Origin of the sequence: Aromatoleum sp., from assembly GCF_032027225.1 — a bacterium.
Lineage (GTDB): Bacteria > Pseudomonadota > Gammaproteobacteria > Burkholderiales > Rhodocyclaceae > Aromatoleum.
The window spans coordinates 102,080-123,970 of record NZ_JAVSMM010000005.1 but is presented as its reverse complement, the minus strand read 5'-3'; the positions used below and the strand labels follow the sequence as shown (position 1 = coordinate 123,970).

The following is a 21,891-nucleotide window of genomic DNA, read 5'->3' as shown; positions in this document are numbered from 1 at the left end:
CTTTCTTTCCGAGCGTTTTCCAATCAGAGAGCGATGGCCCAATACGTGATGTCGATGCTCCGCGTGAGCAAGATCGTGCCGCCGAAACGGCAGATCATCAAGGATATTTCCCTCTCGTTTTTTCCCGGCGCCAAGATCGGACTGCTCGGCCTGAACGGCTCGGGCAAATCGACCGTCCTGCGCATCATGGCCGGCGCGGACAAGGAGTATGACGGCGAAGTCCAGCATCTGGCCGGCGTCCGGATCGGCTACCTGCCGCAGGAGCCCGAACTCGACCCCGCGAAGACCGTGCGGGAAGAAGTCGAATCCGGCCTCGGCGAAATCCTCGAGGCGCGCCAGAAACTCGACGAGATCTACGCTGCGTACGCCGAGCCCGACGCCGATTTCGACAAGCTCGCCGAGGAGCAGGCGAAGTACGAGAACATCCTCGCGACGGCCGGCAGCGACATCGAGAACCAGATGGAAATCGCCGCCGACGCATTGCGCCTGCCGCCCTGGGACGCCGTGATCGGCCACCTGTCGGGCGGTGAGAAGCGCCGCGTCGCGCTGTGCAAGTTGCTGCTGTCGAAACCCGACATGCTCCTGCTCGACGAGCCGACGAACCACCTCGACGCCGAATCGGTCGAGTGGCTCGAGCAGTTCCTGACCCGCTTCCCAGGCACCGTCGTCGCCGTCACGCACGACCGCTACTTCCTCGACAACGCCGCCGAGTGGATTCTCGAACTCGACCGCGGCCACGGCATCCCTTGGAAGGGCAACTACTCGTCGTGGCTCGAGCAGAAGGAAGCGCGCCTCGAGCAGGAGCAGAAGCAGGTCGACGCGCACATGAAGTCGATGAAGCAGGAACTCGAGTGGGTGCGCTCGAACCCGAAGGCGCGCCAGGCGAAATCGAAGGCGCGGCTTGCGCGCTACGAGGAGATGGCGACCGTCGAATACCAGCGCCGGAACGAGACACAGGAAATCTTCATCCCGCCCGGCGAGCGCCTCGGCGACAAGGTGATCGAGTTCCACAACGTGTCGAAGGCGTTCGGCGACAAGCTGCTGATGGACAACGTCAGCTTCACGATTCCCGCGGGCGCGATCGTCGGCATCATCGGCCCGAACGGCGCCGGCAAATCGACGCTCTTCAGGATGATCCAGGGCAAGGAGCAGCCGGATTCGGGCGAAGTCGTCGTCGGCCCGACGGTCAAGCTCGCGTCGGTCGACCAGTCGCGCGATGGTCTGGCGAACGACAAGACGGTGTTCGAGGCGATCTCGGACGGCGCGGACGTCCTCACCGTAGGCCGCTTCGAGATGCCGAGCCGCGCGTACATCGGCCGCTTCAACTTCCGCGGCGGCGACCAGCAGAAGATCGTCGGCAACCTTTCCGGCGGCGAGCGCGGCCGGCTGCACATGGCCAAGACGCTGATTTCCGGCGGCAACGTGCTGCTGCTCGACGAACCGTCGAACGACCTCGACGTCGAGACGCTGCGCGCGCTCGAGGACGCGCTGCTCGAGTTCGCCGGCTGCGCGCTGATCATCAGCCACGACCGCTGGTTCCTGGACCGCATCTGCACGCACATCCTCGCGGCGGAAGGCGATTCGCAATGGACCTTCTACGCCGGCAACTATCAGGAATACGAAGAGGACAAGCGGAAACGCCTCGGCGAGGAAGGCGCGAAACCGAAGCGCATCCGCTACAGGCCGATCGCCCGCTGAACCGGCGCTCCGCCTGGCCCCTTTCCGTTCGCCGGCCCGACGTCCTTCGGGGCCGGCGAACCTCACATTCGTCAATTTTCAGGGAGAAGAAGCGATGAAAAAAATCCTCCGTGCCATGCTCGTTGCGGGATCCGCCGTGGCCGCGCTCGCCCCGGTGTCGGCGGCGCACGCCGAGGCGCCGATGGTGAAGACACAGGCACCGGGCTACTACCGGATGATGCTCGGACAGTTCGAGGTCACCGCGCTGCATGACGGCGCACTCGAACTCGACGTCAACCTGCTCAAGAACGCCCGCGGCGATTCGCTGAACCGCATGCTTGCGCGGATGTTCGTCGGCACGCCGAAGATGCAGACCGCGGTCAATGCCTACCTGATCAACACCGGCAGCAACCTCGTGCTCGTCGACGCCGGTGCCGCCAAGCTCTTTGGCCCGGGCCTCGGCCACGTCGTCGATAACATGCGCGCTGCCGGTTACGACCCCGCGCAGGTCGACACCGTGATCGTCACGCATCTGCACGGCGATCACATCGGCGGTCTCAACGATTCGGCGGGCCAGATGGCATTTCCGAACGCCGCGATCCATGTCCCGCAGAGCGACAACGACTTCTGGCTGTCGCAGGAGGCCGCGGCGAAGGTCGCGCCGGCGATGCAGCAGTTCTTCAAGACGGCACGCGACGTTGCCGCGCCCTACCAGGCTCGCGGCCAGTGGAAGACCTTCGCAGACGGAACCGTCATCGTCCCGGGAATCCGGGCGACGAAGGCATACGGTCACACGCCGGGCCATAGCGCCTATTCCGTCGAGTCGGACGGGCAGAAACTTCTGATCTGGGGCGATGTCGTCCATGCGCACGCGGTGCAGTTCGCTCAGCCGGAGGTGTCGATCGAGTTCGACGTCGATCGGGACCAAGCTGTTGCGACACGCAAGAGCCTGATGTATTCGATGGCCGCGACGAAGACCCTGGTCGCGGGCATGCACCTGCCCTTCCCCGGCATCGGCCACGTGCGCGCGGACGGCAAGGGTGTCTACAGTTGGGTGCCGGTCGAGTACAGCCCGTTGCCGGCTTCCGCGCGGTAATTCCCGGAGCACCCAGGGAAGCGAGATGACCTACGAAGAACACCTCGACGAAGTGACGACGCTGATCACCGAAAAATACGACGTCGAGGACGACGTCGCGATCGCGATCGTGATGCGCGCGCAGGCGGACGGGTACTTCAGCGGGCACGACGACGACCCGTCGATCTGCACGCTGGACCGTGCGCATCAGGACGCCCGGACCGTGTTCAAGCAGTACAAGTGAGCGGCACGGGAGAGCGGTGAGCGACAACGGCGGTAGATCCGGCGATGCAGGAAAGACGGGAGCCGACTCGCTCCACCGGCTCGCCGAAACGACGATCGCGCATTACGACCGGAACGCCGATGCATTCTGGTCGGGTACGCGGGATCACGACGTCAGGCAGAATTACGACGCGCTCTTCGGCACGATCCTGACCGCCCCGCCGTGGTCCATTCTCGATTTCGGCTGCGGGCCGGGGCGAGACCTCGCGTATTTCAGGTCGCTCGGGCATGAAGCGGTCGGGCTCGACGGCTCGGAAGCGTTCGTCGAGATGGCGCGCGAGTTCTCCGGCTGCCAAGTGCTGCACCAGGACTTCCTCGCGCTCGACCTTCCCGAAGCCCGATTCGACGGCGTCTTCGCCAATGCATCGCTGTTTCACGTGCCGCGCGAAGTCCTGCCGGACGTACTCGCGAAGCTGCACGCGACCTTGAAGCCGCAGGGCGTGCTGTTTTCGTCGAACCCTCGGGGCAACAATGAGGAAGGGATGGCCGGCGGGCGCTACGGCTGCTACCACGACCTCGACGCGTGGCGGCGCTACGTCGGCGCGGCCCGCTTCGTCGAAATCGACCATTACTACCGACCGCCCGGACTCCCGCGCGAGCAGCAGCCGTGGCTCGCGACGGTATGGCGGAAAGCCTGACTGACGGAACAAGCCGCGAATCGACGCGGCAGATCTGAAGACACTGGACTTCAGGCCGTAGGACGGAAGGCCGGACGGGGCGAGGCCGCATTCTCGCGCCCCTCGCCATCCCGCCGGAGCCGGGAATCACTGCGAAATCGAAGCCGACCACCCGCATTGCGCGCCGGTTTTCGCCGCCCCGTTCAGTGCGTCGCGAGCGGTCGCGCCGGCCAGAACCGCTCCATCAGCGGCTTCACGCTGACACCGTGACAGACAATCGACAGCGTGACGACGATCAGCGTCATGTGGATCAGCTCGAGCGCGATCGGCTGCGGCAGGCCGTGCTGGATCGCGAACATCAGGTAATACAGTGACCCGATCCCGCGCACGCCGAACCAGCCACTGAGGCTGCGGATCGTCCACGGCGCGCGCGTGCCGAGGAGGCCAATCAGCACACTGACCGGCCGGGCGACGGCGAAGAGGAAGAACGCGAGTCCCACCGCGCGCCAGCTCCATGAATCGACGAACAGCGTGCCGCCGATCAGCAGGATCAGCATCAGTTCGGACAACCGCTCAAGATGCTCCTTGAACACGAGCGAGCCTTGGCTGACGGTCGGCGCCGGCGTACGGCGCGCGAGCGCCGGCCGCCCCGCGGACGCCGATTCTGCGGTCTGCAGCCGCTCGGGCGCATCCGGCGCGGCGCCCGACAGCCGCTTCTCGGCTTGCCGCAGGGCGACCGCGGAAAAGAACACCGCGAGGAAGCCCCAGGCGCTGACCAGGACGCTGAGACCGTAGACCACGCCGATCAGGCCGAGGCCGAGGAAATCGTCCATCAGGCCGTGCGTCGCATCCTTTCCGCGCAGGCGCCTGGCGATGTGCGCGAGTGCGACGCCACACCCGACTCCGATCGCGATGCCGGCGGCGGTCGCCCACAGCACGTCCACGAGCGCCCACCGCAGGCCGAACTCGCCCAGCTCATGCAGCCCAAGCAGCCCGAGACCGAGCATCACGAACGGAAAGGCGCTGCCGTCGTTCATCCCCGCTTCGCAGGTCAGCGTGAAACGCAGGCGGTCGCGGTCGCCGGGGTGGCGGATCTGGACGTCGGTCGCGAGCACCGGGTCGGTCGGTGCGACGATCGCCCCGAGCAGCACCGCGGCGCCCAGCGGCAAGCCGAGCACATAGTGGGCGAAGGCCGCGACCAGCCCGACCGTCACGGTCATCGATGCGAAAGCGAGCAGGATCGGCGTCCGCCAGCGCGGGAGGCTCACAGGCACCGGCATCTTCACGCCGGCCGCATACAGCGAGATCAGCACGGCCGCCTCGGTCAGCACCTCGAGCAGCGCCGATTCCTTGAGCGGATTGAAGTGGAACAGATGCAGAACCGTCGGCCCGACGATCATGCCGACGGCGAGGTAGATGATCGCCGAGGTCACCGGCAGGCGCTTCAACGTCGACGACGTAAACCCCATCGCAATCAGCAGCCCCCCGATCAGCAGGAACCACTGCGCATTGGTCAATCCATTTTCCATTTCAGATGTCTTTCCTGTTCCGGCGCCCGCGCCGTCTTCGCCGCCCGGTCGGCATTTTTTTAAAGGCGAAAGTATCTACGAATAAACCGGTATCCGGGGCTGCGTTTCGTGCTGTTACGCTGATTCGTCCGTCGCTCCGAAGGCTGCGGCCGCAACGAAGGTCTCGGCGTGACTGCGATTGAAGAACACGAGACGCACTTCGGTGAACGAATCATCCGTGGCGAGCCACTGCGACAGCGTCCGCGAGACCACGCTCGCGGCTTCGGATGCCGGGTAGCCGTACACCCCGGTCGAGATCGCGGGAAATGCGATCGTCGTCAGCGCATGTTCGCGCGCGACTTCGATCGAGCGGCGGTAACAGTTGGCGAGTAGCCGGGGTTCGTCGCCTCGATGCTGTCCGTAAATCGGGCCGACCGTGTGGATGACATACCGCGCCGGCAGTTCGCCCGCGGTCGTGATGACCGCTTCGCCGGTCGGCAGCCCCTGCGGATAGCGTGTCGCACGAATTGCGCGACAAGTTTCGAGAATCGCGGGCCCGCCCCGGCGGTGGATCGCGCCATCGACGCCGCCGCCTCCGAGCAGCGACGCGTTCGCGGCATTGACGATCGCATCGACCCTCTGGTCGGTGAGATCGCCGATCAGCACCGTGATCCTCCCGTCGAGATAACGATCTACTACCGTTTCGACACTCATCCGGATCTCCCAAAGACTCATTATCCACCCGCGCGGCAGATGCCGCGCGCGTCGAACTCGTCGAAGCCCCGTCGGCACCAGCGCCCTTCGACCGCCGCAGCGCGATCGGCGTCGCCTGTTTCATCGCCGCGTTCCTCACGACATCGCGCTACCGGCCATATGGGGCAGGCAGGCGGATGCCGGCAGCCGCGGCGATGCTGGTCTAGACTGTCAAAACCCCGTCGAACGGGTGCCCTGTGACGTACGAATCATGCCGCAAATCGTGTTCGCCCCGGCCATCCAGCGTCATCAACCCTGTCCGCCGCTGAAGGTTGCGGCGGGCACGGTCAGCGCCGCGCTCGGACAGGCTTTTTCCGCGCAGCCGCAGATGCGCGACTACATCCTCGACGATCAGGGGCGGTTGCGGCGCCATGTCGCGATCTTCATCGACGGCCGGGTCATCGAGGACCGGCTGCACCTGACGGACGCGGCCGGCGAAACCGCGGAAATCTACGTCGTGCAGGCCCTGTCGGGCGGTTGAGCCCCGAGCGTCAAGGAGCGAAGGATGTCCGACCAGCTGTCCGTCGCGACCCGGAAGGGTCTGTTCATCTACGACCGCCATCCGCATGCGAGCCCGCACTGGCTGCCGCGCGCCGAAGTGCAGTTTCTCGGCGACCCGGTGACGATGGTGCTGGCGGATCCCCGCAGCGCCACCCTGCACGCGGCGCTCAACCTCGGGCACTTCGGGGTGAAGATGCGCCGCTCTTCGGACGGCGGGCAAAACTGGACGGAGGTAGCGGTCCCCGCCTATCCGCCCAAGCCGGAATCGGCCGCAGACGAATCCGACGCGGCGTGGACGCTTGCGCAAGTCTGGGCGCTCGAACGCGGCGGCCCCGATCAGCCGGGCCTGCTGTGGGCGGGCACGATCCCGGGAGGACTTTTCCGCTCCCTCGACGGCGGCGATTCCTGGACGCTGGTGCGCTCGCTGTGGGACCGGCCGGAGCGCCGGGAATGGTTTGGCGGCGGTTACGACCACCCCGGCATCCACTCGATCTGCGTCGACCCGCACGATAGCCGACGTGTGACGATCGGAATCTCGTGCGGAGGGATCTGGCAGACGCGCGACGCCGGCGAAACCTGGGACTGCCGCGCGAGCGGGATGAAGGCCGACTACATGCCCGAGGAGCGCATCGGCGATCCAAACATCCAGGATGTCCACCGGCTCGCCCAATGCGCCGCGAACCCCGACGTGTTGTGGGTGCAGCATCATTCCGGCCTCTACCGTTCAACCGACGGGGCCGCGAGCTGGCAACCGCTTGTCGCGCAGCCGTCGTCGTTCGGTTTCACCGTCGCAGTCCATCCGCAGGACCCCGAGACCGCGTGGTTCGTACCGGCCGCGAAGGACGCCTGCCGCGTGCCTTCACACGCCCACCTCGTCGTGACGCGCACGCGTGACGGCGGCGCGACCTTCGAGACGCTCGACCACGGCCTGCCGCGTGCCCCCGCGTACGATCTCGTCTATCGCCACGGGCTCGACGTCGATGCAAGCGGCAAGCGGCTCGCGATGGGATCGACGACAGGCGCACTGTGGATATCGGAGGACGGCGGGAATTCCTGGACCTGCCTGTCTGCGCATTTGCCGCCGATCTACTGCGTCCGCTTTTCTCCCGGCTGAAGAATGGAAGGCGTAGCCGGCCTCAACGCGCGCTGCCGCAACTCGTATTCCTGCCGCAGTTCGCGCCGCATCATCGCGTTACGGTGGCGTCGCTCCTCGTCGGGAGTCCTTGGTTCGAGCGCCGGCACCGGCGTCGCTCGCCCGTGGTCGTCGACGGCAACCATCGTGAAGAAGCAGCTGTTCGCATGGCGGACCACCTGCTTGCGGATGTCCTCGGCCAGCACCTTGATACCGATTTCCATCGAGGTCTTGCCGGTGAAATTCACCGACGCGAGAAAGGTCACGAGTTCGCCGACGTGAATCGGCTGGCGGAACATCACCTGGTCTACCGACAGCGTGACGACATATTGCCCGGCGTAGCGGCTTGCGCACGCGTACGCGACCTGATCGAGCAGCTTCAGGATCGTGCCGCCGTGGACGTTGCCGGAAAAATTGGCCATGTCCGGTGTCATCAGCACCGTCATCGTGAGTTGGTGGTTCGGCAAATGCATGGATTCTCCGCAGGGCTGGGGGGTCGGCATCCGGCGTCCGAGAAAGGACAGACTCGGACCGGACTGACCGAACCACCGAGAGACTAGCGCGCGCAAGCCTGCAGGCGCCAGCGCTTCGCCAGGGCCACTCGCATCGGTCAGCCCCTCGCCGAATCCGTCGCCGGTTCCGCCGCAAAATACTGCCAACTCCCGCGGCGGTCGGCCTTCGCACGGTACATCGCGACGTCGGCATGGCGAAACAGGGTTTCGATGTCCTCGCCATCCTGCGGATACAGGCTGATGCCGATGCTCGCCGAAGTGCTGACGTCGCCATCGCCGAAGTCGAGTCCGTTAGCGAACTCGCGCGCGAGGCGGTCGACGAGCGCAGTGACAGTGCGCTCATCGGCATGCTCGACGAGAATCGCGAACTCGTCCCCGGCAATGCGAGCCGCGGTATCGCTTTCACGGATGCTCTTTTGCAGCACGTTCGCCGCCGCCTTGAGGATGCGGTCGCCCGCTTCGTGCCCCCAGGTGTCGTTGATCGTCTTGAAGCGGTCGAGATCGATGAAGAGCAGGCCGAGCCGCGTGTCGTAACGGCGGGCATTGGCGAGCGCATGCTGGAAGCGGTCGAGGAACAGCGTACGGTTCGGGATGCCGGTGAGCGAGTCGTGATGCGCAAGGTGACGGTAGCGGCCGTGGCTCTCGCGCAATTCCTCTTCGATTTCGAGCCGCCGTTCGATTTCCCGGTGCAACTCGCGGCTGTGCCTGCGCTCGTTGCGCAGCGCGTTCGTGTAGGAGCGCACGACGATCACCGCGAAGATCGCAAGCAGGATCGCCAGCAGGCCGCCCAGGTTCACGCTCATCGCGCGCAGGCGCAGGTCGAAGTCCTTGCGCTGCTCCGTGATGTCGTAATAGATCTCGAACGCGCCGTTGAAGCGCCGCTGCTCCATCAGAGGGACGTAGACTTCCACGAGGTCGCGGACGTAAGTGTCGCCGTCGAGGCTGGATCCGTTGCGACGCAGGAGGTTCGTGCGCGTTTCGCCTGCCGCGACGCTGTCGCGGAAATAGCGGTTTTCATTGACGCGGCCCGTCTCCGACGGCTCCGTCGAAAAGGTGATCCGGCCATCCCGGTCGAAGATCCTGAACTTCATCACGCCGAGCGCGCGGCGGACGGATTCGAGTTCGGCCGACACGTGGGCGTCGAGCGTGGCGGTCGCCTCTGCGTTCCCCGGCACGACGACACGCAGAATGGCCGCGGCCCGTACGGCGTCGCGCTCGGATTCTTCGACGAGGCACTGGACGAGCGAGGGATAGGCGTAGAAGTAGAAATGGCCCGCGAGGCTCAGGATGACCACGAGCACGAACAGCGCGATGTTTCGCACTTCGGTCGATGACCGGCCGCGGCCATGCACCCGCAGCTGCATTCGGCGCGTGGTCCGCTTCACTTGCAGTCACCCGCAGGGCCCGCGAGCGCCGATCGACTTCCCCGAAGTCGAAATCCGGATCCACACGCTGCGCGACAGCCGTCCATTTGCCGATCCTTCCCGCGGCGCGAGGCTCTTCACCCCTATTTGCCGGACTATTCCAATTGGGTATCAATTGAATAGCGCGCGAGAATAGCAGCTCACGGCCGAAAAAAGCTTTGCGCTAAGACAAATGCGCTGCATTCGGCGGTGACAACGGCCGGAGATAATCAAGCAGCGCCGGAGTCGCTCCGGCGGGCGCACCCGTATCCCTCGACTATCGGCTCAACTCGCCCAGTCGGCTGGCAGCGTCGTGATCGCCGCCTTCGGCAGTCCTACGAGAGCGGTCCACGCGGGCAGTTCGCCGAGCGCTTCGGTCGCGAGCGCCCGCGATTCATCGGGTGACAGGTCGAGGACCGCGCCCCGAAGGTACACTGCCGCGACGCTGTCAGGATCGGGCTGTGCTGCGAGGCAGGTTTGCGCGAGCCGCGACGCGAATTGCAGGCCACAGGCGAGGCGGTACGCGCGCGAATCCGGAGCGAAGCCCCCGCCCTCGGGGTCGCACTGCCAATAGACGACGTCCGCGAGAGCCGTCGGAATCCCCCAGTCGGCGAGCAGCACCGCAGACAATTCACGGTGGTCGAATCCGAACACCTCCCGCTCCGCGCGATCGAGTTCCGCGTGCGGCGTCGTGTTGCTCGCGAGCACGCGGTCGTAGTCGTCCGGCCGCGCCGTTGCGAATGCGAGCTTTCCGATATTGCTCAGCAGCCCCAGCGTGAACGCCTCCGCCTTCGGGAGATCGCCGCGATGAGCGGCGAGCGCCTCCATCACCGCCGCGTTCAGCAGCGCATCCGTCCAGAAAGCGAAATAGTCGAAACGCCGGCAGCCGGTGTTCGGCCGGTAGCTCGCGAGCGACAACGCAAGCGCGTGCGCACGCACGATGTTCATTCCCAGCCGTATCACGGCGCGCTGCAGATCGAGCGCTCGTTCGGTGCGACCGAAGCGGGCAGCCGACGCGGCACGCATGACGAAGCCCGAGAGCGCCGGATCGGAACGGATGACGCGGACGATCGCGTCGATGCTCGTTTCCGGATCGCGCGACAGTTCCAGGAGCTGAAGCGCGGCGCCGCGCGGGCTCGGCAGCGACTCGGCGGCGAGCAGGAAGTCGCGGATGCTGCCGACGACCTCGTCGCGATCGCGAAGATTCGTGCTTTCGTTCATGACTTTCCCTTCACTAACGCTGGAATTCGTCGAGGACGTCGTCGACGACGCGATCGAGGAGCGCTTCCTCGTAAATGCTCGCGGCCTCGCCGGTGGCGAAGCGCCGGGTCAGCTCGTTGCGCGTCAGCGCGAGCGCGCGCTGGCCCTGTCGGTTGGCGAACAGGTACATCGTGCACGCCGGGCTGATCCAGCTCAGCCGCAACCTGCGAGCGCCGCCCGATTCGTCGCGCAGCTCGATCCAGCTTCCGCGGCTCAGCAGATCGAGCTCGAGCGATTGCGGTGTCGGCTCGTCACCGCCAATGCCCGCCGCCGCGCGATCTGCCTTCGGCGCCGTCTTCGACGAGGCGGCCGGCGGCGTCATTCCCGCCTTGAGTGCCGTCGCGTGCAGGCGGACCAGTTCGGCGAAGAACTCCTTTTGCGCCGCCTCGCCGACCGCGACGCGCGCCATTCCCGCCTTTACCGTGCGCAGCAATGCGGGGAGCCGCTTCACCATGTCCTGACGCGACGCGGCGTCGTACTTCGGCAGCACGCTCCAGACGACACCGTCGAGGGTCGCCAGCGCTTCGCGCCACGCGTCGCCCTCCTCGCCGCCTTCGAGCCGCGCGCGCGTCAGCACGCTCAGCCACGTCGTTTCCGCGAAAGTCCGGACGACCTCGGGAATCCCGTCCTTCGCGAGCGGCGCGACGATCGCCTTGCGTGCCACCTCCCGCGCGAGTTCCTGCTGCTCGCGCTGCTTCAGGCGCTCCGTAAGCGTCGCCGCGCGCTCATCGGCACGCCGGTCCTGCTCCGCCAGAAACGCGTCGAAATCCCGCTGGCACCGCGCGAAGACCTCCGCATCCGCGGCGAACTCGCCCACGATGCGCCGCACCGTCGCGTCACCGGCGCGATAGAACGTCGTATCCGCGCTCATTTCGCCGTCCCACGTGATGCCGGCATGCGCCAGCGCGTTGATCAGGCGCCGGGCGGGATGAGCGCGGTCGGAGAAGAAATCGTGATCGACCATCGCGAGTTGCAGCACCGGAATCTGCAGACGGCCGATGAGCTCCTTAACCGGCACGGGAATCCGGCCGTCGTCGAAGATGTGGTCGAAGAGCGTCGCGACGACTTCGAGGATCAGGGCACCGACCTCACCGAGATGCGGACCGAGCCCCGCGTCGAGCAGCAAGGTGACGAGGTTGGTTGCCTCGGACGCCGGCTGCGGCAGCGAAAAGGTCTGCCCGCCGAGCGACGCGGAGGTTTCACCTTTCTGCAGCCGCGTGAGCAAGCCGGTGACGTCGGCGCGTTCGGCGGCCAATTGCGCCCGTTGCGCAGGATCGCGGGTTTTCGTCGAGAGCAACTCACGGATGATCGCGTTCGTGCGCTTCTCGGCGTCGGTGAGCGGGCCGCCGGCGCGACGAGGGCGATGAAAGCCGTCCGGCCGCCGGCGGGCACTTCCCGGCCGGAATGGATCTTCGATGGTCACGGCATTCTCCGCTTCGATGGCCTCCCGCGCGTTTACGGCAGTATTCGGGCGGAATTGAGGGGAATTACGGTGAAGACAGGCGAATGCGGAAAAAACCGGGCGGTTACACACATCCGCGCGGCGTCGCACCAGTTACTCTCGGCTCGCCTCGACTGCGGAGGCCTGGTCCGCGATGCACCCGAGATGCACGGAGGATTCCATCGCGCCCACGGCCGTCGGACGCGATCCCTTCACCCGCGATTCGACGGCCGTCGCCTCGGCGATCGTGCTGCAATGCAAAAAAATCGAGCCCGCGCCGGTTATCATTCCGGCTCCCCATCTTTCCAGACCCGCGATTTCCCATGCCCCGCCTGAAGATCGACGTTCCCGAGCGGTTCGGTTTTTCGACCGACCTGCAGGTGTATTACGCTTTCATCAACGAGAGCGGCCATCTCGACAATGCGCAACTGCTCGCGCTCGTGTCCGAGGCGCGGCAGCGTTTCTTCAATGCACTCGGCTACCAGCAGACGAACGTCGAAAACGTCGGCGTGATCGTCTCGGACGCTGCGGTGCAATACCTGTCTGAAGCATTTCACGGTGAGACGCTGACATTCGAGATGGCGGCGAACGACTTCAACAAGTACGGCTGCGACCTGGTATGGCGCGCGCGCGAGCGCGCAAGCGGACGAGAAGTGGCACGCGGCAAGACCGGCATCGTGTTTTTCGATTACACGGCGCACAAGGTGGCGCCGGTACCGCCTGCCTTCAGCGAAAAGGTCGCCGCGCTCGACGTCGCTGCCTGAGAGCCGGATCACACCGCCGGCGTCGGCAGCCGGCCATCGACGAGGAACTGTTCCAGCGAGAAAAGCTGGAGCACCCGCTCCTCGGGCCCGTAGAAACGCACGCCGCCCGCGCCCGTTTCCGCGAGCCACGCCTGCGTGAAGGTCGGGCGGCGCGACGCGAGCGACGCGGGCGCGAACAAGGCCACGTTCAAGCCGCGCTCCGGGTCCCGCGCGGACAGGTATTCGAAGGCTTCGATTCCGGCTGCGCGCATCGCGCTGCCGAGTTGCTGCGTCGCGCGATAGTCGGCCGGATCGACGAGCAGCGCGCGCCAGCGATCGAACGGCTCCGCTTGCAGCCGCAGGCCGCGCGAGCACTGCCAACGCGCACCGAACAGCGTGTGCTGCGTCGTCAGCGGCGACGACGGCGCGACCGCCATGCCGTGCCAGAAGACCAGCCGGTAATAAGCGGACTCCGCGAGCACGGTGGGGGTGGTCAGCGCGCCATAGAACAGGCTCGGCTCGAAACGCCCGCCGAAGCGCGAGCCGTGCCGCAGCGGCGGATAGCGGAACGGCGTCGCGAGCAGGTAATGCAGGCCGACCGCGGCTTTGGGCAATGCGGGCTTCGCCGCTTCGAGCAGCGATTCGAGGAACGCCTGCTCTTCGAGCGTATCGACGAGCCGGTTCGTCGCGACCTGCTCCTGGCTCTCGACGAGCCGCAGGAGGTCGCCTTCGAGCGGGACGACCGACGCTCCGTCGCCGGCCTCGGCCCAGATGTCGACCGTCATCCTGCGGGCGGCCGACTCAGACTTTCGCGCGGATCGCGTCGAGATATTCGACGACCCGCAACAAGCCCTGCACGCTGCGGATCTGCTCGGCCGGCACGCCGCCGACATGATGGTTGTCGGTGTGCACCCAGTGCTTCATCTGCGCCGCATCGCCGCCGACCAGCGCGAACAATGCGCGGTAGGCGCGGATCACCAGCAGCGCGAGCTCGCCAGTCTTGCTGTCGGGATCGATGCCGCCGCGGCTGATCGCGGTCCGGTCCTTGCCGACGATGGTGCCGAGTGCGGCTTGGGTGAGGCCGAGTTCCCGCCCCGCATTGAGCAACGCCTTTGCGAGAACGTGTGCGGCATCGGGTTTCGGAAGGACAATCGCGCTCATGTCCGGCGTATCCATCAAGATGTCAGTGCACATTTAAAACTGACATTGATGCAATTGCAACTCTAAAGCCGCGCCGATGATCGGCTCAGGCCGGATCGAGCCTCAGGATGCGTCCGTCGCTTTCGTCGAGCAGATACAACTTGCCGTCGGGCCCCTGCCTCACGTCGCGAATGCGCTTGCCGAGGTCGAGCCGCTCCTCGTGCGTGACGCGGTTGCCATCGAGCGCGAGACGCGCGAGCAGTCTGATCTTCAGCGCTCCAACGAACAGGCTGCCCTTCCACTTCGGCATCGCGTCGCCGGTGTAGAACGCCATGCCGGACGGCGCGATCGACGGCACCCAGTAGTGAATCGAAGGTTCGACGTCCTTGCGTTCGGTGCCCTCGCCGATCTTCAAGCCCGTTCCGTATTCGCGGCCGTGCGTGATGACAGGCCAGCCGTAGTTCCGGCCGGGCTTGACGATATTGACCTCGTCGCCTCCCTGCGGGCCGTGCTCGTGCACCCACAGCACACCGGTTTCCGGGTGCAGCGCCGCGCCCTGGACGTTGCGATGCCCGTACGACCAGATCTCCGGCAGCGCGCCAGCCTTTCCGACATAGGGATTGTCGGGCGGAACGCTGCCGTCGGGACGGATGCGGACGATCTTGCCGAGATGGCTGCCCAGGTCCTGCGCCTTGTCGCGGTAATCGAAGCGGTCTCCGAGCGTGACGTAGAGGTTGCCGTCGCGGTCGAACACCAGTCTCGACCCCCAATGATTGTTGCCCGGCGGATCGTCGTGCTGCGCGAAAATCACCTTCACGTCCCCAAGGCTCAGCCCCTCGAGATCGAGCGTCGCGCGCGCAACCGCGGTATGCGCGCCGCGTTCGGTCGGTTCGGCGTACGAAAAGAAGATCGTCCGGTCGTCCGCGAAGCGCGGGCTCAGCACGACGTCGAGCAGGCCGCCCTGCCCCTTCGCGTGGACCTTCGGCACGTTCTTCAGCGGCGCCGACAGCTCGCCCGACGGCGACACGACCCGCATGCGCCCGGGACGCTCCGTGACCAGCATCCGCCCGTCCGGGAGAAAGGCGAGACTCCACGGGATTTCCAGGCCCTGCGCGATGACGGCGACCTTGACCGGGCCCGCTTCGCTGCGCACGAGCGGCTCGGCGAACCCGGACAGGGAATGCAACGCGAGGCCCAGCGCGGACACCAGGGCCGCGGCGACGAGCGGACGACGGAACGGGAGCATCGGGCTTTCCTCCAGCTGCGGTCAAAACCGGAACGGGCGGGACGCCGCGGGCGTCCCACGTCCGCTTCATGACATTGGCGGGAGGGAGGAGTTCAGGTGCGTGAGGAAGCCGAACAAACGGCTGAAGCGGGTGGCCTGCCCCGCCATCGGCCACTCGATTCGTTCCACACGCCCGCGCACCAACACTTCCCGCGCGGGCGTCGCCGTCGTCAGGTCCCGATCACGCCGCCGTTGTTCTGCGTGATGACGACGACGCCCGAGCGCGGCTTGGACACCCGGCCGTCGGTCGTCGTCGGCCCGTTGACGCCGCTGTCCGGCCAGGTCGAGTTGTCGGTGAAGGTATCGGTCCAGTCCTCGCCGGGATGCTGGATGCCGACGAACATCGTGCGTCCGTCGGGCGTCGTGACGACGCCGGTGACCTCACAGTGCCTCGGTCCGGTGAGGAAGCGCCGCGTCTCCCCGGTCGACGGATCGGCGCACATCATCACGTTGCCACCGATATTCACCCAGTCGCCCTGCGCGTCGCCGGCCTGGTCCGTCTGGATCCACAGCCGCCCGTCGCGATCGAACCACAATCCGTCCGGTGCGCCGTAGTCGTCGCCGACGATGTTGCCGCGATACCCGTCGTGGCCTGCCGGGTTGTAGTTCGCCGGCAGCGTCTTCGCGGTCGCCTTGTCGCCGCACTGCACGAAGACGTCCCATTCGAACGACGTCGCGGCGAGGTCACCGCCGTCCTCGCGCCAGCGCAGGATGTGGCCGAAGTCGTTGTCGGGACGCGGGTTCGCGCCGTCGACGACGGGCCTCGCGCTACCGGCTGCCGTCTTGCCGCCGGCGTCGTTGGCCGAAGTCGGCGTGCTGCCGCGGCGGTTGTTGTTCGTCAGCGTGACGTACACCTCGCGCGTCGACGGGTGGATCGCGACCCATTCGGGGCGGTCCATCATCGTCGCGCCGAGGCGGTCGGCGGCCTGGCGCGCCTTGATCAGCACCTCGCCCTGGTCGGCGAAGCCGTTCTCGGGCGTCAGCCCGTTGCGGTTCCACACCAGCGGCAGCCACGCACCTCGGCCGTCGGCGCCGAAGCGGGCGACGTAGAGCGTGCCGCTGTCGAGCAGATCGCGGTTCGCGGCCGGGTTCTTCGGGTCGAGCTTCTTCGCACAGACGAACTTGTAGACGTATTCATTGCGCTCGTCGTCGCCCATATACACCGCAACGGTGTTGTCCGCGCCGACGACGACGCCGGCGCTTTCATGCTTGAAGCGGCCGAGCGCGGTCCGCTTGACCGGCGTGCTCGTCGGATTCCACGGGTCGATCTCGACGACCCAGCCGAAGCGGTTGGGCTCATTACGGTTCGCGGCGAGGTTGAAACGCTCGTCGGCGACGTGCCAGCGATAACCGAAACCGCCGGCCACGAGCCCGTAGCGCGCTTCGTGCGGCGTCGGAGTCAGCGGCGCGTCGGTCCCGAAATAGCCGTTGAAGTTCTCCTCGCACGCGAGGTAGGTGCCCCACGGTGTGTGGCCGTTGGCGCAGTTGTTCAGGGTGCCGATGACTTGCATGCCGCTCGGGTCGGCCGCAGTCTTCATCAGCGGGTGGCCCGCGGCCGGACCGGCAACGCGGCACGGCGTGTTGCCGGTGATCCGCCGGTTGAAGCCGGACGGGCGCCGCACTTCCCAGTTTCCGTCGCGCCCCATCTGCACGTCGACGACGTTGACGCCATGACCCGCCTGCTGCGCCCGCACCATCTCGAGGGTGATCGCGGCGGCTGCGTAGTCCTTGGCCGGTGCGATGTCGTTGACCAGCGGCGGATCGACGTACTCGCTGTTCGTGACGAGCAAGCCGCGCGAGTTGTTGCGGCCCGGAGCCGGAAAGAAATGCATGCCGTCCGTGTGGGCGCCGTAGCAGTGCAACTGCGTCGCTTCGTCCATCGGCCGGCTCGGATCCCAGTGCGGCGCATGCGTGAGCGAATCGCCCCACGCGACGAGCACGCGCGCGGAGTAACCATCCGGCACCGTCACCGCATCGCTCATCGGGGCGACGTTCGGCGGCACGGAGGTGAAGCCGATTCCGCCGGCGGAAGCCGGGGCGGCGTTAGCGTAGTTCGTCAGGCCGTCCACGACGGCGCAGCCGAAAAGCGCGGAGGCGGTGACGCCGGCGGTCGCACCGAGCGAACCGCGCAGGAAGCCCCGCCGCGTGAGCTGCCGCTGCTCGATGAGGTCGAGGATCGACGTGTTGCCTGAATCGTTGCTGACGCACTGGCTCGGGTTCAGCTTGCCGTCGGGGTGCAGCGTACTGCTCATCGGGGTTCTCCTCTGTCGGAAGATGGATGGGGTAACGCAACGGGGGTTGGGGGCAATGAGGATGTTAGGCACGGGCCGTTTCAGGAACATGACGTCGCGGTTCAGGCCCCATTCCCGTTTTCATCGCGCTCGGGCACTCCGCCACTCCGGCACTCCGCCACTACAACATTCCGCCGCTCCCGCACTCCCGCACTCCCGCACTCCAGCACGTCGCCGGTAGTCGGCACTCCGGCACTCGCGTTCGGCATCCGGCACCCCGCGCCCGACATGCCCCGCTTCGAGGACCGTCCGCTGCGACGGTCCGTCGCAAGCAAATCCCTCTCCGGAACGCGCACTCCGGCGAATTCCTCGCGCCCGGCGCGAACATTCCTTGGGGAACCCGCGGGCCCAAGCGATTGACCGATATCAATGAGCCCACCCACCGCAGCGGGGATCCTTGCCCGGGTCCGCGGCTTGCGACAAATGAGGATGCGAACATGAAAGGACGTCTGGAAGACCGCGTCGCGGTCGTCACGGGTGCAACGAGCGGCATCGGCCGCGCGATCGTCGAGCGCTATCTCGCCGAGGGCGCGAAAGTCGTCGGCTTCGGACGCAATGAGGACGCGCTGGGCGCACTGAAAGCCGAGCACGCGGACCGCTTCGTCGGAGTCGCCGGCGACGTCACGAAGGCAGACGACCTGAACCGGCTGCTCGACGAAACGATGAAAGCCTTCGGCGGCGTCGATATCGTCGTTCCGAACGCCGGCATCGCCCGCGTCGTCTCCTTCGAAGAGAGCACGCGCGAGGCGTTCGAGACGCAGTTTTCCGTGAATCTCTTCGCCGCGGTCGAGACCGTCCGCCTGTTCCTGCCGTACATCCGCAAGGGCGGCTCGGTGCAGTTCATCACGACCTTCCTCACGCAGGTCGGCTTCCCGGGCCTCGGGATCTACAGCGCGAGCAAGGCGGCGCTGAAGTCGTTCGCGCAGACGCTCGCGGCCGAGCTCGCGCCGCGCGGCATCCGCGTGAACTCGATCGCGCCCGGACCGATCGGGACGCCGCTGTGGGGGACCGTCGGACTGCCCGACGACGTGCTCGGCGCGGTGGCCGGACAGATCAATTCGCGCCTGATGACCGGCCAATTCGGCCAGCCGGACGACATCGCCGAGACTTCGGTATTCCTCGCGTCGGACGGCGCGAAGAACATCTTCGGCCAGGACATCGTCGTCGACGGCGGCTACACGATCGGATAGGAGACGACATGGCCGCCCCTCACGCCGCGTCGGGCGAACTGCTCGACATCCGTCCGCTCGGCGAGCGTGTCAAGGACACCGTGTCCACGACGCTCGTCCGGGCCGAACATCTCGAAGTCTTCCGCCTCGTGCTGCCGGCCGGGAAAGCCGCGCACGAACACCGGGCGGCCGGAACGATCACGATCCAGTGCCTCGAAGGGGTAGTCGAGTTCGACGCGTACGGGCGCACGCAGACGATGCGAGCGGGAACCCTCGTCTACCTCGCCGACGCCGAGCCGCACGCGGTTCGGGCGCTGGAAGACGCATCGCTTCTGGTCACGATGCTGCTTCACCGCGCGTGACCGTCCGCAAACGATTAACAGGAGACTCCATGCGGTTCCCCGATTTCTTCCGCGACGTGCCACGGCTGAAGGTCCGCGACCCGCTCGCGCGCTTTCTCGGCGCGGCCGACGACGGCATCCTCGAATACGGCTACGAGGATGCCGTCAAGCTCGCCGGGCACTCCTGCCCCACCGTCGCGTCCGCGTATCGCCTCACGGCGCTCGCGCTCGCTGCGCTCTACCCGGGCGAGCTTCCCGAGCGCGGGGGCGTGCGCGTCGCATTCCGCAACCGCTTCGAGGACGGCGTCACCGGCGTAATCGCGAGCGTCGTGACGCTGCTGACGGGTGCTGCGCAGGAAGGCGGCTTCAAGGGAATCGGTGGACGCCACGTGCGGCGGGGCTTGCAGGAATTCGCAGCGGAGCTGCCGCTTTCGCTGCGCTTCACGCGCGCCGACACGGGCGCCGCGGTGGACGCGGAAGCCGACCTCTCGCGCGTACCGGCCGATCCGGAAATGTCCCCGCTGCTCGCGCGATGCATTGCCGGCGCGGCGGACGCGGACGCGCAGCGGCGCTTCGCGGACCTTTGGCAGGACCGGGTGCGGCGGATCCTGATCGGGCACGGCGACGATCCGGAGGTGTTCCGGATCGTTCCCGCGACGTAATCGGCGCCGGATGCAAAACGGAATCGGGCGCTGGCTCCTCGGCAGTTGCGCCGTCGGCGCCGTAACGTTCGTGCAGGCCGCGGCAGCGCCGCCGCTCGCCGAATTGTCGGCTGCCGAAGTCGCTGCGCGGGTGGCGCGCGACCGACCCGCGATCGTCGTGCTGTGGTCGCCGGACTGCCTCGCGTGTCGCAAGTCGCTGACCGAAATAGAGCGCTTCGCGGCCGGAACCGCGGCAAAAGGCATCCCCGTCAGGACGGTCGTCCCCGCCGCCGCCTATGCCGAGGCGCGCGAGCTCGTCGCCACACGGGGGCTCAAACTCGAAGTCGAGTCTGCCGCCGGCGAGCTGGACACCGTCAGCCGCCGCGTCCTGCTCGACAAACCCGTGGCCTACGCGTTCGGCCGCGGCGGCGAAATCAAGGGCGCTCACTCGGGCCTGCTCGGCGCATGGGTCCTCGAGAATCTCGTCGCGGACGCGATGCGTCCGGTGGAGTGAGCTTCCCCGCCACGTGCGGGAATATTCACGCGACCGCCCGGTCCAACGACGACCCTCCGCGGAATCGGGCGATGATCGACAAGGAAATCACTCTCGTGCCCGGCGCGCTCGCGCAATGAAAGTGTCGCGCCGGTCTCGGCCTGCGTAACCTTTTCCCCGCGCCCCGCATCCAATGGGCAGAAGAACCGTTGGAGCCGATCATGAGCGACGTCGCTGCCCCCCCACTTCCCGCCGTCGGCGACGTCGAGTTCGCCGCAAAAGTGCTTCGCGCCGAACCCGGTGCGCTCGAACGCATGATGCGCGCGAACAACCGCCGCCTTTTCCGCGCCGCGCGGGGGATCCTGCGCAACGACGCGGACGCCGAGGACGTGGTCCAGGAAGGCTACGTCAGCGCGTACCGCGCGCTCGGCGACTTCAAGGGCGAATCGAGCCTCGCGACCTGGCTCACGCGCATCGTCATCAACAAATCGCTCGAACGTCTGCGGCAACGCTCGCGCTCGGGGATGCCCGAAGATCCCGCGATGCACGACGAAAAACCGGTGCCGCCCGCCGAGACGCCCGAAGCGCTGGCGATGCGCCGCGAACTGCGACGCGTCATCGAAGGCTCGATCGACCACCTTCCGGACGGCTGCCGCGCGGTCTTCATGCTGCGCGCAGTCGAGGAAATGAGCGTCGCCGAGACGGCGGCGTGCCTCGACATGACCGAAGCGGCGGTCAAGACGGCGCTGTTCCGCGCGCGTCACCTGCTGCGCGAATCGATCGGCCGCGAAATCGGCCCGACGATCGACGAGTTCTTCTCGTTCGACGGCGCGCGCTGCGACCGACTGGTCGAAGCGGTGCATCGGCGCCTGCAGGTCGCGCTCGAAGAGGCGCCACCACCCGGCTGACGCGCGCGACGAGGGCGGCGCCCGCAAAGTCCGATTGGCCGCCGCAACCTTCCCTACCCTTCGGCTTCCTTCCCGCTGTCGCGCCCCGCGCGCCGGGAGGGCAGCTCGACCTCACGAAATGGAGGACATCATGAAAATTGCCCACCCTTCCCTGCTGATCGTCCCGAGTCGCCGCCGTTTTCTGTATGGCAGCGCGACGCTGTCGGCTGCGGCCGTCGCGATGCTCGCCGGCCGCCCGTCGCTGGCGGCAGCGCCCGACGCCCGCAAAGGCGACCCGGCCGCCGACGCCCGGATCCTGAACACCGCGCTCGCCGCGGAGCACGAAGCGATCGCGGCCTACCAGGTCGGCGCCGACAGCGGCCTGCTGCGTGCGCCCACCCGCGAGCTCGCGTTGCAGTTCCAGGGGCACCACAAGGCCCATGTCGATCTGCTGGCGCAGACGGTCACGAAACTCGGCGGCACGCCCGTCGAGAAAAAGCAGAAATACAGCTTCCCGACCGGCGATCTGAAAGCCGAGGCGGACGTGCTGCGCTTCGCGTCCGGGCTCGAACGCGGCGCGGTTAGCGCCTACCTCGGCGCGGTGCCGCTGTTCGGCAATCCGGATCTCGCGAAAGCCGCGGCCAGCATTCTCGGCGACGAGGCGATGCACTGGGCCGTCCTGCGTCAGGCGCTCGGCGAAAATCCGGTGCCGTCGGCGTTCGTGTCCTGAAGGGCCACCG

The 21,891-nt window shown here is 66.9% G+C and carries 23 protein-coding genes; 13 read left to right on the top strand and 10 right to left on the bottom strand.

Annotated features, from left to right (window positions below):
- The first annotated feature begins 33 nt into the window (after positions 1–33).
- From ettA to ROZ37_RS08000, 4 genes are all read left to right on the top strand, one after another.
- Entirely contained in the window at positions 34–1,698 is a 1,665-nt protein-coding gene (gene ettA / locus ROZ37_RS08015; protein WP_312658758.1) for an energy-dependent translational throttle protein EttA, read from the top strand.
- 94 nt (positions 1,699–1,792) lie between these two features.
- Positions 1,793–2,773, top strand: a complete 981-nt coding sequence (locus ROZ37_RS08010; protein WP_312658757.1) for an MBL fold metallo-hydrolase — start codon at positions 1,793–1,795, stop codon at positions 2,771–2,773.
- Between the two features lie 25 nt (positions 2,774–2,798).
- Positions 2,799–2,996 carry a hypothetical protein gene (locus ROZ37_RS08005; RefSeq protein WP_312658756.1) on the top strand — a complete coding sequence of 66 codons (198 nt, stop codon included), beginning with the start codon at positions 2,799–2,801 and terminating at the stop codon, positions 2,994–2,996.
- A 16-nt stretch (positions 2,997–3,012) separates the two neighbouring features.
- Positions 3,013–3,672 (top strand): class I SAM-dependent methyltransferase, encoded by a 660-nt coding sequence (locus ROZ37_RS08000; RefSeq protein ID WP_312658755.1) that lies wholly within the window; start codon positions 3,013–3,015, stop codon positions 3,670–3,672.
- 182 nt (positions 3,673–3,854) lie between these two features.
- On the opposite strand, the gene ROZ37_RS07995 is transcribed toward ROZ37_RS08000, so the two are convergent.
- Both ROZ37_RS07995 and ROZ37_RS07990 read right to left on the bottom strand, forming a co-directional pair.
- Positions 3,855–5,180 carry a sodium:proton antiporter gene (locus ROZ37_RS07995; protein ID WP_312658754.1) on the bottom strand — a complete coding sequence of 442 codons (1,326 nt, stop codon included), beginning with the start codon at positions 5,178–5,180 and terminating at the stop codon, positions 3,855–3,857.
- A gap of 114 nt (positions 5,181–5,294) precedes the next feature.
- On the bottom strand, positions 5,295–5,873 hold the full coding sequence (locus tag ROZ37_RS07990) for an O-acetyl-ADP-ribose deacetylase (protein WP_312658752.1): 579 nt from the start codon (positions 5,871–5,873) through the stop codon (positions 5,295–5,297).
- A 250-nt stretch (positions 5,874–6,123) separates the two neighbouring features.
- Here ROZ37_RS07990 and ROZ37_RS07985 point away from each other — a divergent pair, with 250 nt between their 5' ends.
- Positions 6,124–6,393, top strand: coding sequence for a MoaD/ThiS family protein (locus tag ROZ37_RS07985; RefSeq protein ID WP_312658751.1), 270 nt, complete (start codon positions 6,124–6,126; stop codon positions 6,391–6,393).
- A gap of 24 nt (positions 6,394–6,417) precedes the next feature.
- Positions 6,418–7,527 carry an exo-alpha-sialidase gene (locus tag ROZ37_RS07980; protein WP_312658750.1) on the top strand — a complete coding sequence of 370 codons (1,110 nt, stop codon included), beginning with the start codon at positions 6,418–6,420 and terminating at the stop codon, positions 7,525–7,527.
- On the opposite strand, the gene ROZ37_RS07975 is transcribed toward ROZ37_RS07980, so the two are convergent.
- The 4 genes from ROZ37_RS07975 to ROZ37_RS07960 form a co-directional block, all read right to left on the bottom strand.
- Positions 7,500–8,018 (bottom strand): acyl-CoA thioesterase, encoded by a 519-nt coding sequence (locus ROZ37_RS07975; RefSeq protein WP_312658749.1) that lies wholly within the window; start codon positions 8,016–8,018, stop codon positions 7,500–7,502. The genes ROZ37_RS07980 and ROZ37_RS07975 overlap by 28 nt on opposite strands.
- A gap of 137 nt (positions 8,019–8,155) precedes the next feature.
- Positions 8,156–9,442, bottom strand: coding sequence for a GGDEF domain-containing protein (locus tag ROZ37_RS07970; RefSeq protein WP_312658748.1), 1,287 nt, complete (start codon positions 9,440–9,442; stop codon positions 8,156–8,158).
- 303 nt (positions 9,443–9,745) lie between these two features.
- The gene (locus tag ROZ37_RS07965) at positions 9,746–10,681 is read right to left on the bottom strand and encodes an HDOD domain-containing protein (RefSeq protein WP_312658747.1); all 936 of its coding nucleotides are present in this window, start codon (positions 10,679–10,681) and stop codon (positions 9,746–9,748) included.
- Positions 10,682–10,694: 13 nt separating this feature from the next.
- Positions 10,695–12,254, bottom strand: coding sequence for a DUF1631 family protein (locus ROZ37_RS07960; RefSeq protein ID WP_409449944.1), 1,560 nt, complete (start codon positions 12,252–12,254; stop codon positions 10,695–10,697).
- A 230-nt stretch (positions 12,255–12,484) separates the two neighbouring features.
- On the opposite strand from ROZ37_RS07960, the gene ROZ37_RS07955 reads away from it, so the two are divergent.
- On the top strand, positions 12,485–12,925 hold the full coding sequence (locus ROZ37_RS07955; RefSeq protein ID WP_312658744.1) for a thioesterase family protein: 441 nt from the start codon (positions 12,485–12,487) through the stop codon (positions 12,923–12,925).
- A gap of 8 nt (positions 12,926–12,933) precedes the next feature.
- On the opposite strand, the gene ROZ37_RS07950 is transcribed toward ROZ37_RS07955, so the two are convergent.
- From ROZ37_RS07950 to ROZ37_RS07935, 4 genes are all read right to left on the bottom strand, one after another.
- Complete coding sequence (locus tag ROZ37_RS07950) at positions 12,934–13,689, bottom strand: RES family NAD+ phosphorylase (RefSeq protein ID WP_312658743.1); 756 nt, start codon at positions 13,687–13,689, stop codon at positions 12,934–12,936.
- A 16-nt stretch (positions 13,690–13,705) separates the two neighbouring features.
- Positions 13,706–14,065, bottom strand: a complete 360-nt coding sequence (locus ROZ37_RS07945) for an MbcA/ParS/Xre antitoxin family protein (protein WP_312658742.1) — start codon at positions 14,063–14,065, stop codon at positions 13,706–13,708.
- A gap of 85 nt (positions 14,066–14,150) precedes the next feature.
- Positions 14,151–15,290 (bottom strand): PQQ-dependent sugar dehydrogenase, encoded by a 1,140-nt coding sequence (locus tag ROZ37_RS07940; protein WP_312658741.1) that lies wholly within the window; start codon positions 15,288–15,290, stop codon positions 14,151–14,153.
- Positions 15,291–15,499: 209 nt separating this feature from the next.
- Entirely contained in the window at positions 15,500–17,581 is a 2,082-nt protein-coding gene (locus ROZ37_RS07935; RefSeq protein WP_312658739.1) for a PhoX family phosphatase, read from the bottom strand.
- 476 nt (positions 17,582–18,057) lie between these two features.
- Between ROZ37_RS07935 and ROZ37_RS07930 the strand changes: the two genes are divergently transcribed.
- The 6 genes from ROZ37_RS07930 to ROZ37_RS07905 all read left to right on the top strand — a co-directional run bounded on the left by ROZ37_RS07930 (position 18,058) and on the right by ROZ37_RS07905 (position 21,881).
- Positions 18,058–18,810, top strand: coding sequence for an SDR family oxidoreductase (locus tag ROZ37_RS07930; RefSeq protein WP_312658738.1), 753 nt, complete (start codon positions 18,058–18,060; stop codon positions 18,808–18,810).
- Positions 18,811–18,818: 8 nt separating this feature from the next.
- Positions 18,819–19,151, top strand: a complete 333-nt coding sequence (locus ROZ37_RS07925; RefSeq protein WP_312658736.1) for a cupin domain-containing protein — start codon at positions 18,819–18,821, stop codon at positions 19,149–19,151.
- Between the two features lie 29 nt (positions 19,152–19,180).
- Complete coding sequence (locus ROZ37_RS07920) at positions 19,181–19,792, top strand: hypothetical protein (protein WP_312658735.1); 612 nt, start codon at positions 19,181–19,183, stop codon at positions 19,790–19,792.
- Positions 19,793–19,802: 10 nt separating this feature from the next.
- Entirely contained in the window at positions 19,803–20,285 is a 483-nt protein-coding gene (locus ROZ37_RS07915) for a hypothetical protein (RefSeq protein WP_312658734.1), read from the top strand.
- A gap of 200 nt (positions 20,286–20,485) precedes the next feature.
- Positions 20,486–21,172, top strand: coding sequence for an RNA polymerase sigma factor (locus tag ROZ37_RS07910; protein ID WP_312658733.1), 687 nt, complete (start codon positions 20,486–20,488; stop codon positions 21,170–21,172).
- A 130-nt stretch (positions 21,173–21,302) separates the two neighbouring features.
- On the top strand, positions 21,303–21,881 hold the full coding sequence (locus ROZ37_RS07905) for a ferritin-like domain-containing protein (protein WP_312658732.1): 579 nt from the start codon (positions 21,303–21,305) through the stop codon (positions 21,879–21,881).
- Positions 21,882–21,891 lie beyond the last annotated feature (10 nt).

Excerpts from the sequence above, each read along its gene's own strand:
- ettA (WP_312658758.1), top strand. The coding sequence starts at position 34 with ATGGCCCAATACGTGATGTCGATGCTCCGCGTGAGCAAGATCGTGCCG.
- ROZ37_RS08010 (WP_312658757.1), top strand. The coding sequence starts at position 1,793 with ATGAAAAAAATCCTCCGTGCCATGCTCGTTGCGGGATCCGCCGTGGCC.
- ROZ37_RS08005 (WP_312658756.1), top strand. The coding sequence starts at position 2,799 with ATGACCTACGAAGAACACCTCGACGAAGTGACGACGCTGATCACCGAA.
- ROZ37_RS07995 (WP_312658754.1), bottom strand. The coding sequence starts at position 5,180 with ATGGAAAATGGATTGACCAATGCGCAGTGGTTCCTGCTGATCGGGGGG.
- ROZ37_RS07990 (WP_312658752.1), bottom strand. The coding sequence starts at position 5,873 with ATGAGTGTCGAAACGGTAGTAGATCGTTATCTCGACGGGAGGATCACG.
- ROZ37_RS07985 (WP_312658751.1), top strand. The coding sequence starts at position 6,124 with ATGCCGCAAATCGTGTTCGCCCCGGCCATCCAGCGTCATCAACCCTGT.
- ROZ37_RS07980 (WP_312658750.1), top strand. The coding sequence starts at position 6,418 with ATGTCCGACCAGCTGTCCGTCGCGACCCGGAAGGGTCTGTTCATCTAC.
- ROZ37_RS07975 (WP_312658749.1), bottom strand. The coding sequence starts at position 8,018 with ATGCATTTGCCGAACCACCAACTCACGATGACGGTGCTGATGACACCG.
- ROZ37_RS07965 (WP_312658747.1), bottom strand. The coding sequence starts at position 10,681 with ATGAACGAAAGCACGAATCTTCGCGATCGCGACGAGGTCGTCGGCAGC.
- ROZ37_RS07955 (WP_312658744.1), top strand. The coding sequence starts at position 12,485 with ATGCCCCGCCTGAAGATCGACGTTCCCGAGCGGTTCGGTTTTTCGACC.
- ROZ37_RS07950 (WP_312658743.1), bottom strand. The coding sequence starts at position 13,689 with ATGACGGTCGACATCTGGGCCGAGGCCGGCGACGGAGCGTCGGTCGTC.
- ROZ37_RS07945 (WP_312658742.1), bottom strand. The coding sequence starts at position 14,065 with ATGAGCGCGATTGTCCTTCCGAAACCCGATGCCGCACACGTTCTCGCA.
- ROZ37_RS07940 (WP_312658741.1), bottom strand. The coding sequence starts at position 15,290 with ATGCTCCCGTTCCGTCGTCCGCTCGTCGCCGCGGCCCTGGTGTCCGCG.
- ROZ37_RS07935 (WP_312658739.1), bottom strand. The coding sequence starts at position 17,581 with ATGAGCAGTACGCTGCACCCCGACGGCAAGCTGAACCCGAGCCAGTGC.
- ROZ37_RS07930 (WP_312658738.1), top strand. The coding sequence starts at position 18,058 with ATGAAAGGACGTCTGGAAGACCGCGTCGCGGTCGTCACGGGTGCAACG.
- ROZ37_RS07925 (WP_312658736.1), top strand. The coding sequence starts at position 18,819 with ATGGCCGCCCCTCACGCCGCGTCGGGCGAACTGCTCGACATCCGTCCG.
- ROZ37_RS07920 (WP_312658735.1), top strand. The coding sequence starts at position 19,181 with ATGCGGTTCCCCGATTTCTTCCGCGACGTGCCACGGCTGAAGGTCCGC.
- ROZ37_RS07915 (WP_312658734.1), top strand. The coding sequence starts at position 19,803 with ATGCAAAACGGAATCGGGCGCTGGCTCCTCGGCAGTTGCGCCGTCGGC.
- ROZ37_RS07910 (WP_312658733.1), top strand. The coding sequence starts at position 20,486 with ATGAGCGACGTCGCTGCCCCCCCACTTCCCGCCGTCGGCGACGTCGAG.
- ROZ37_RS07905 (WP_312658732.1), top strand. The coding sequence starts at position 21,303 with ATGAAAATTGCCCACCCTTCCCTGCTGATCGTCCCGAGTCGCCGCCGT.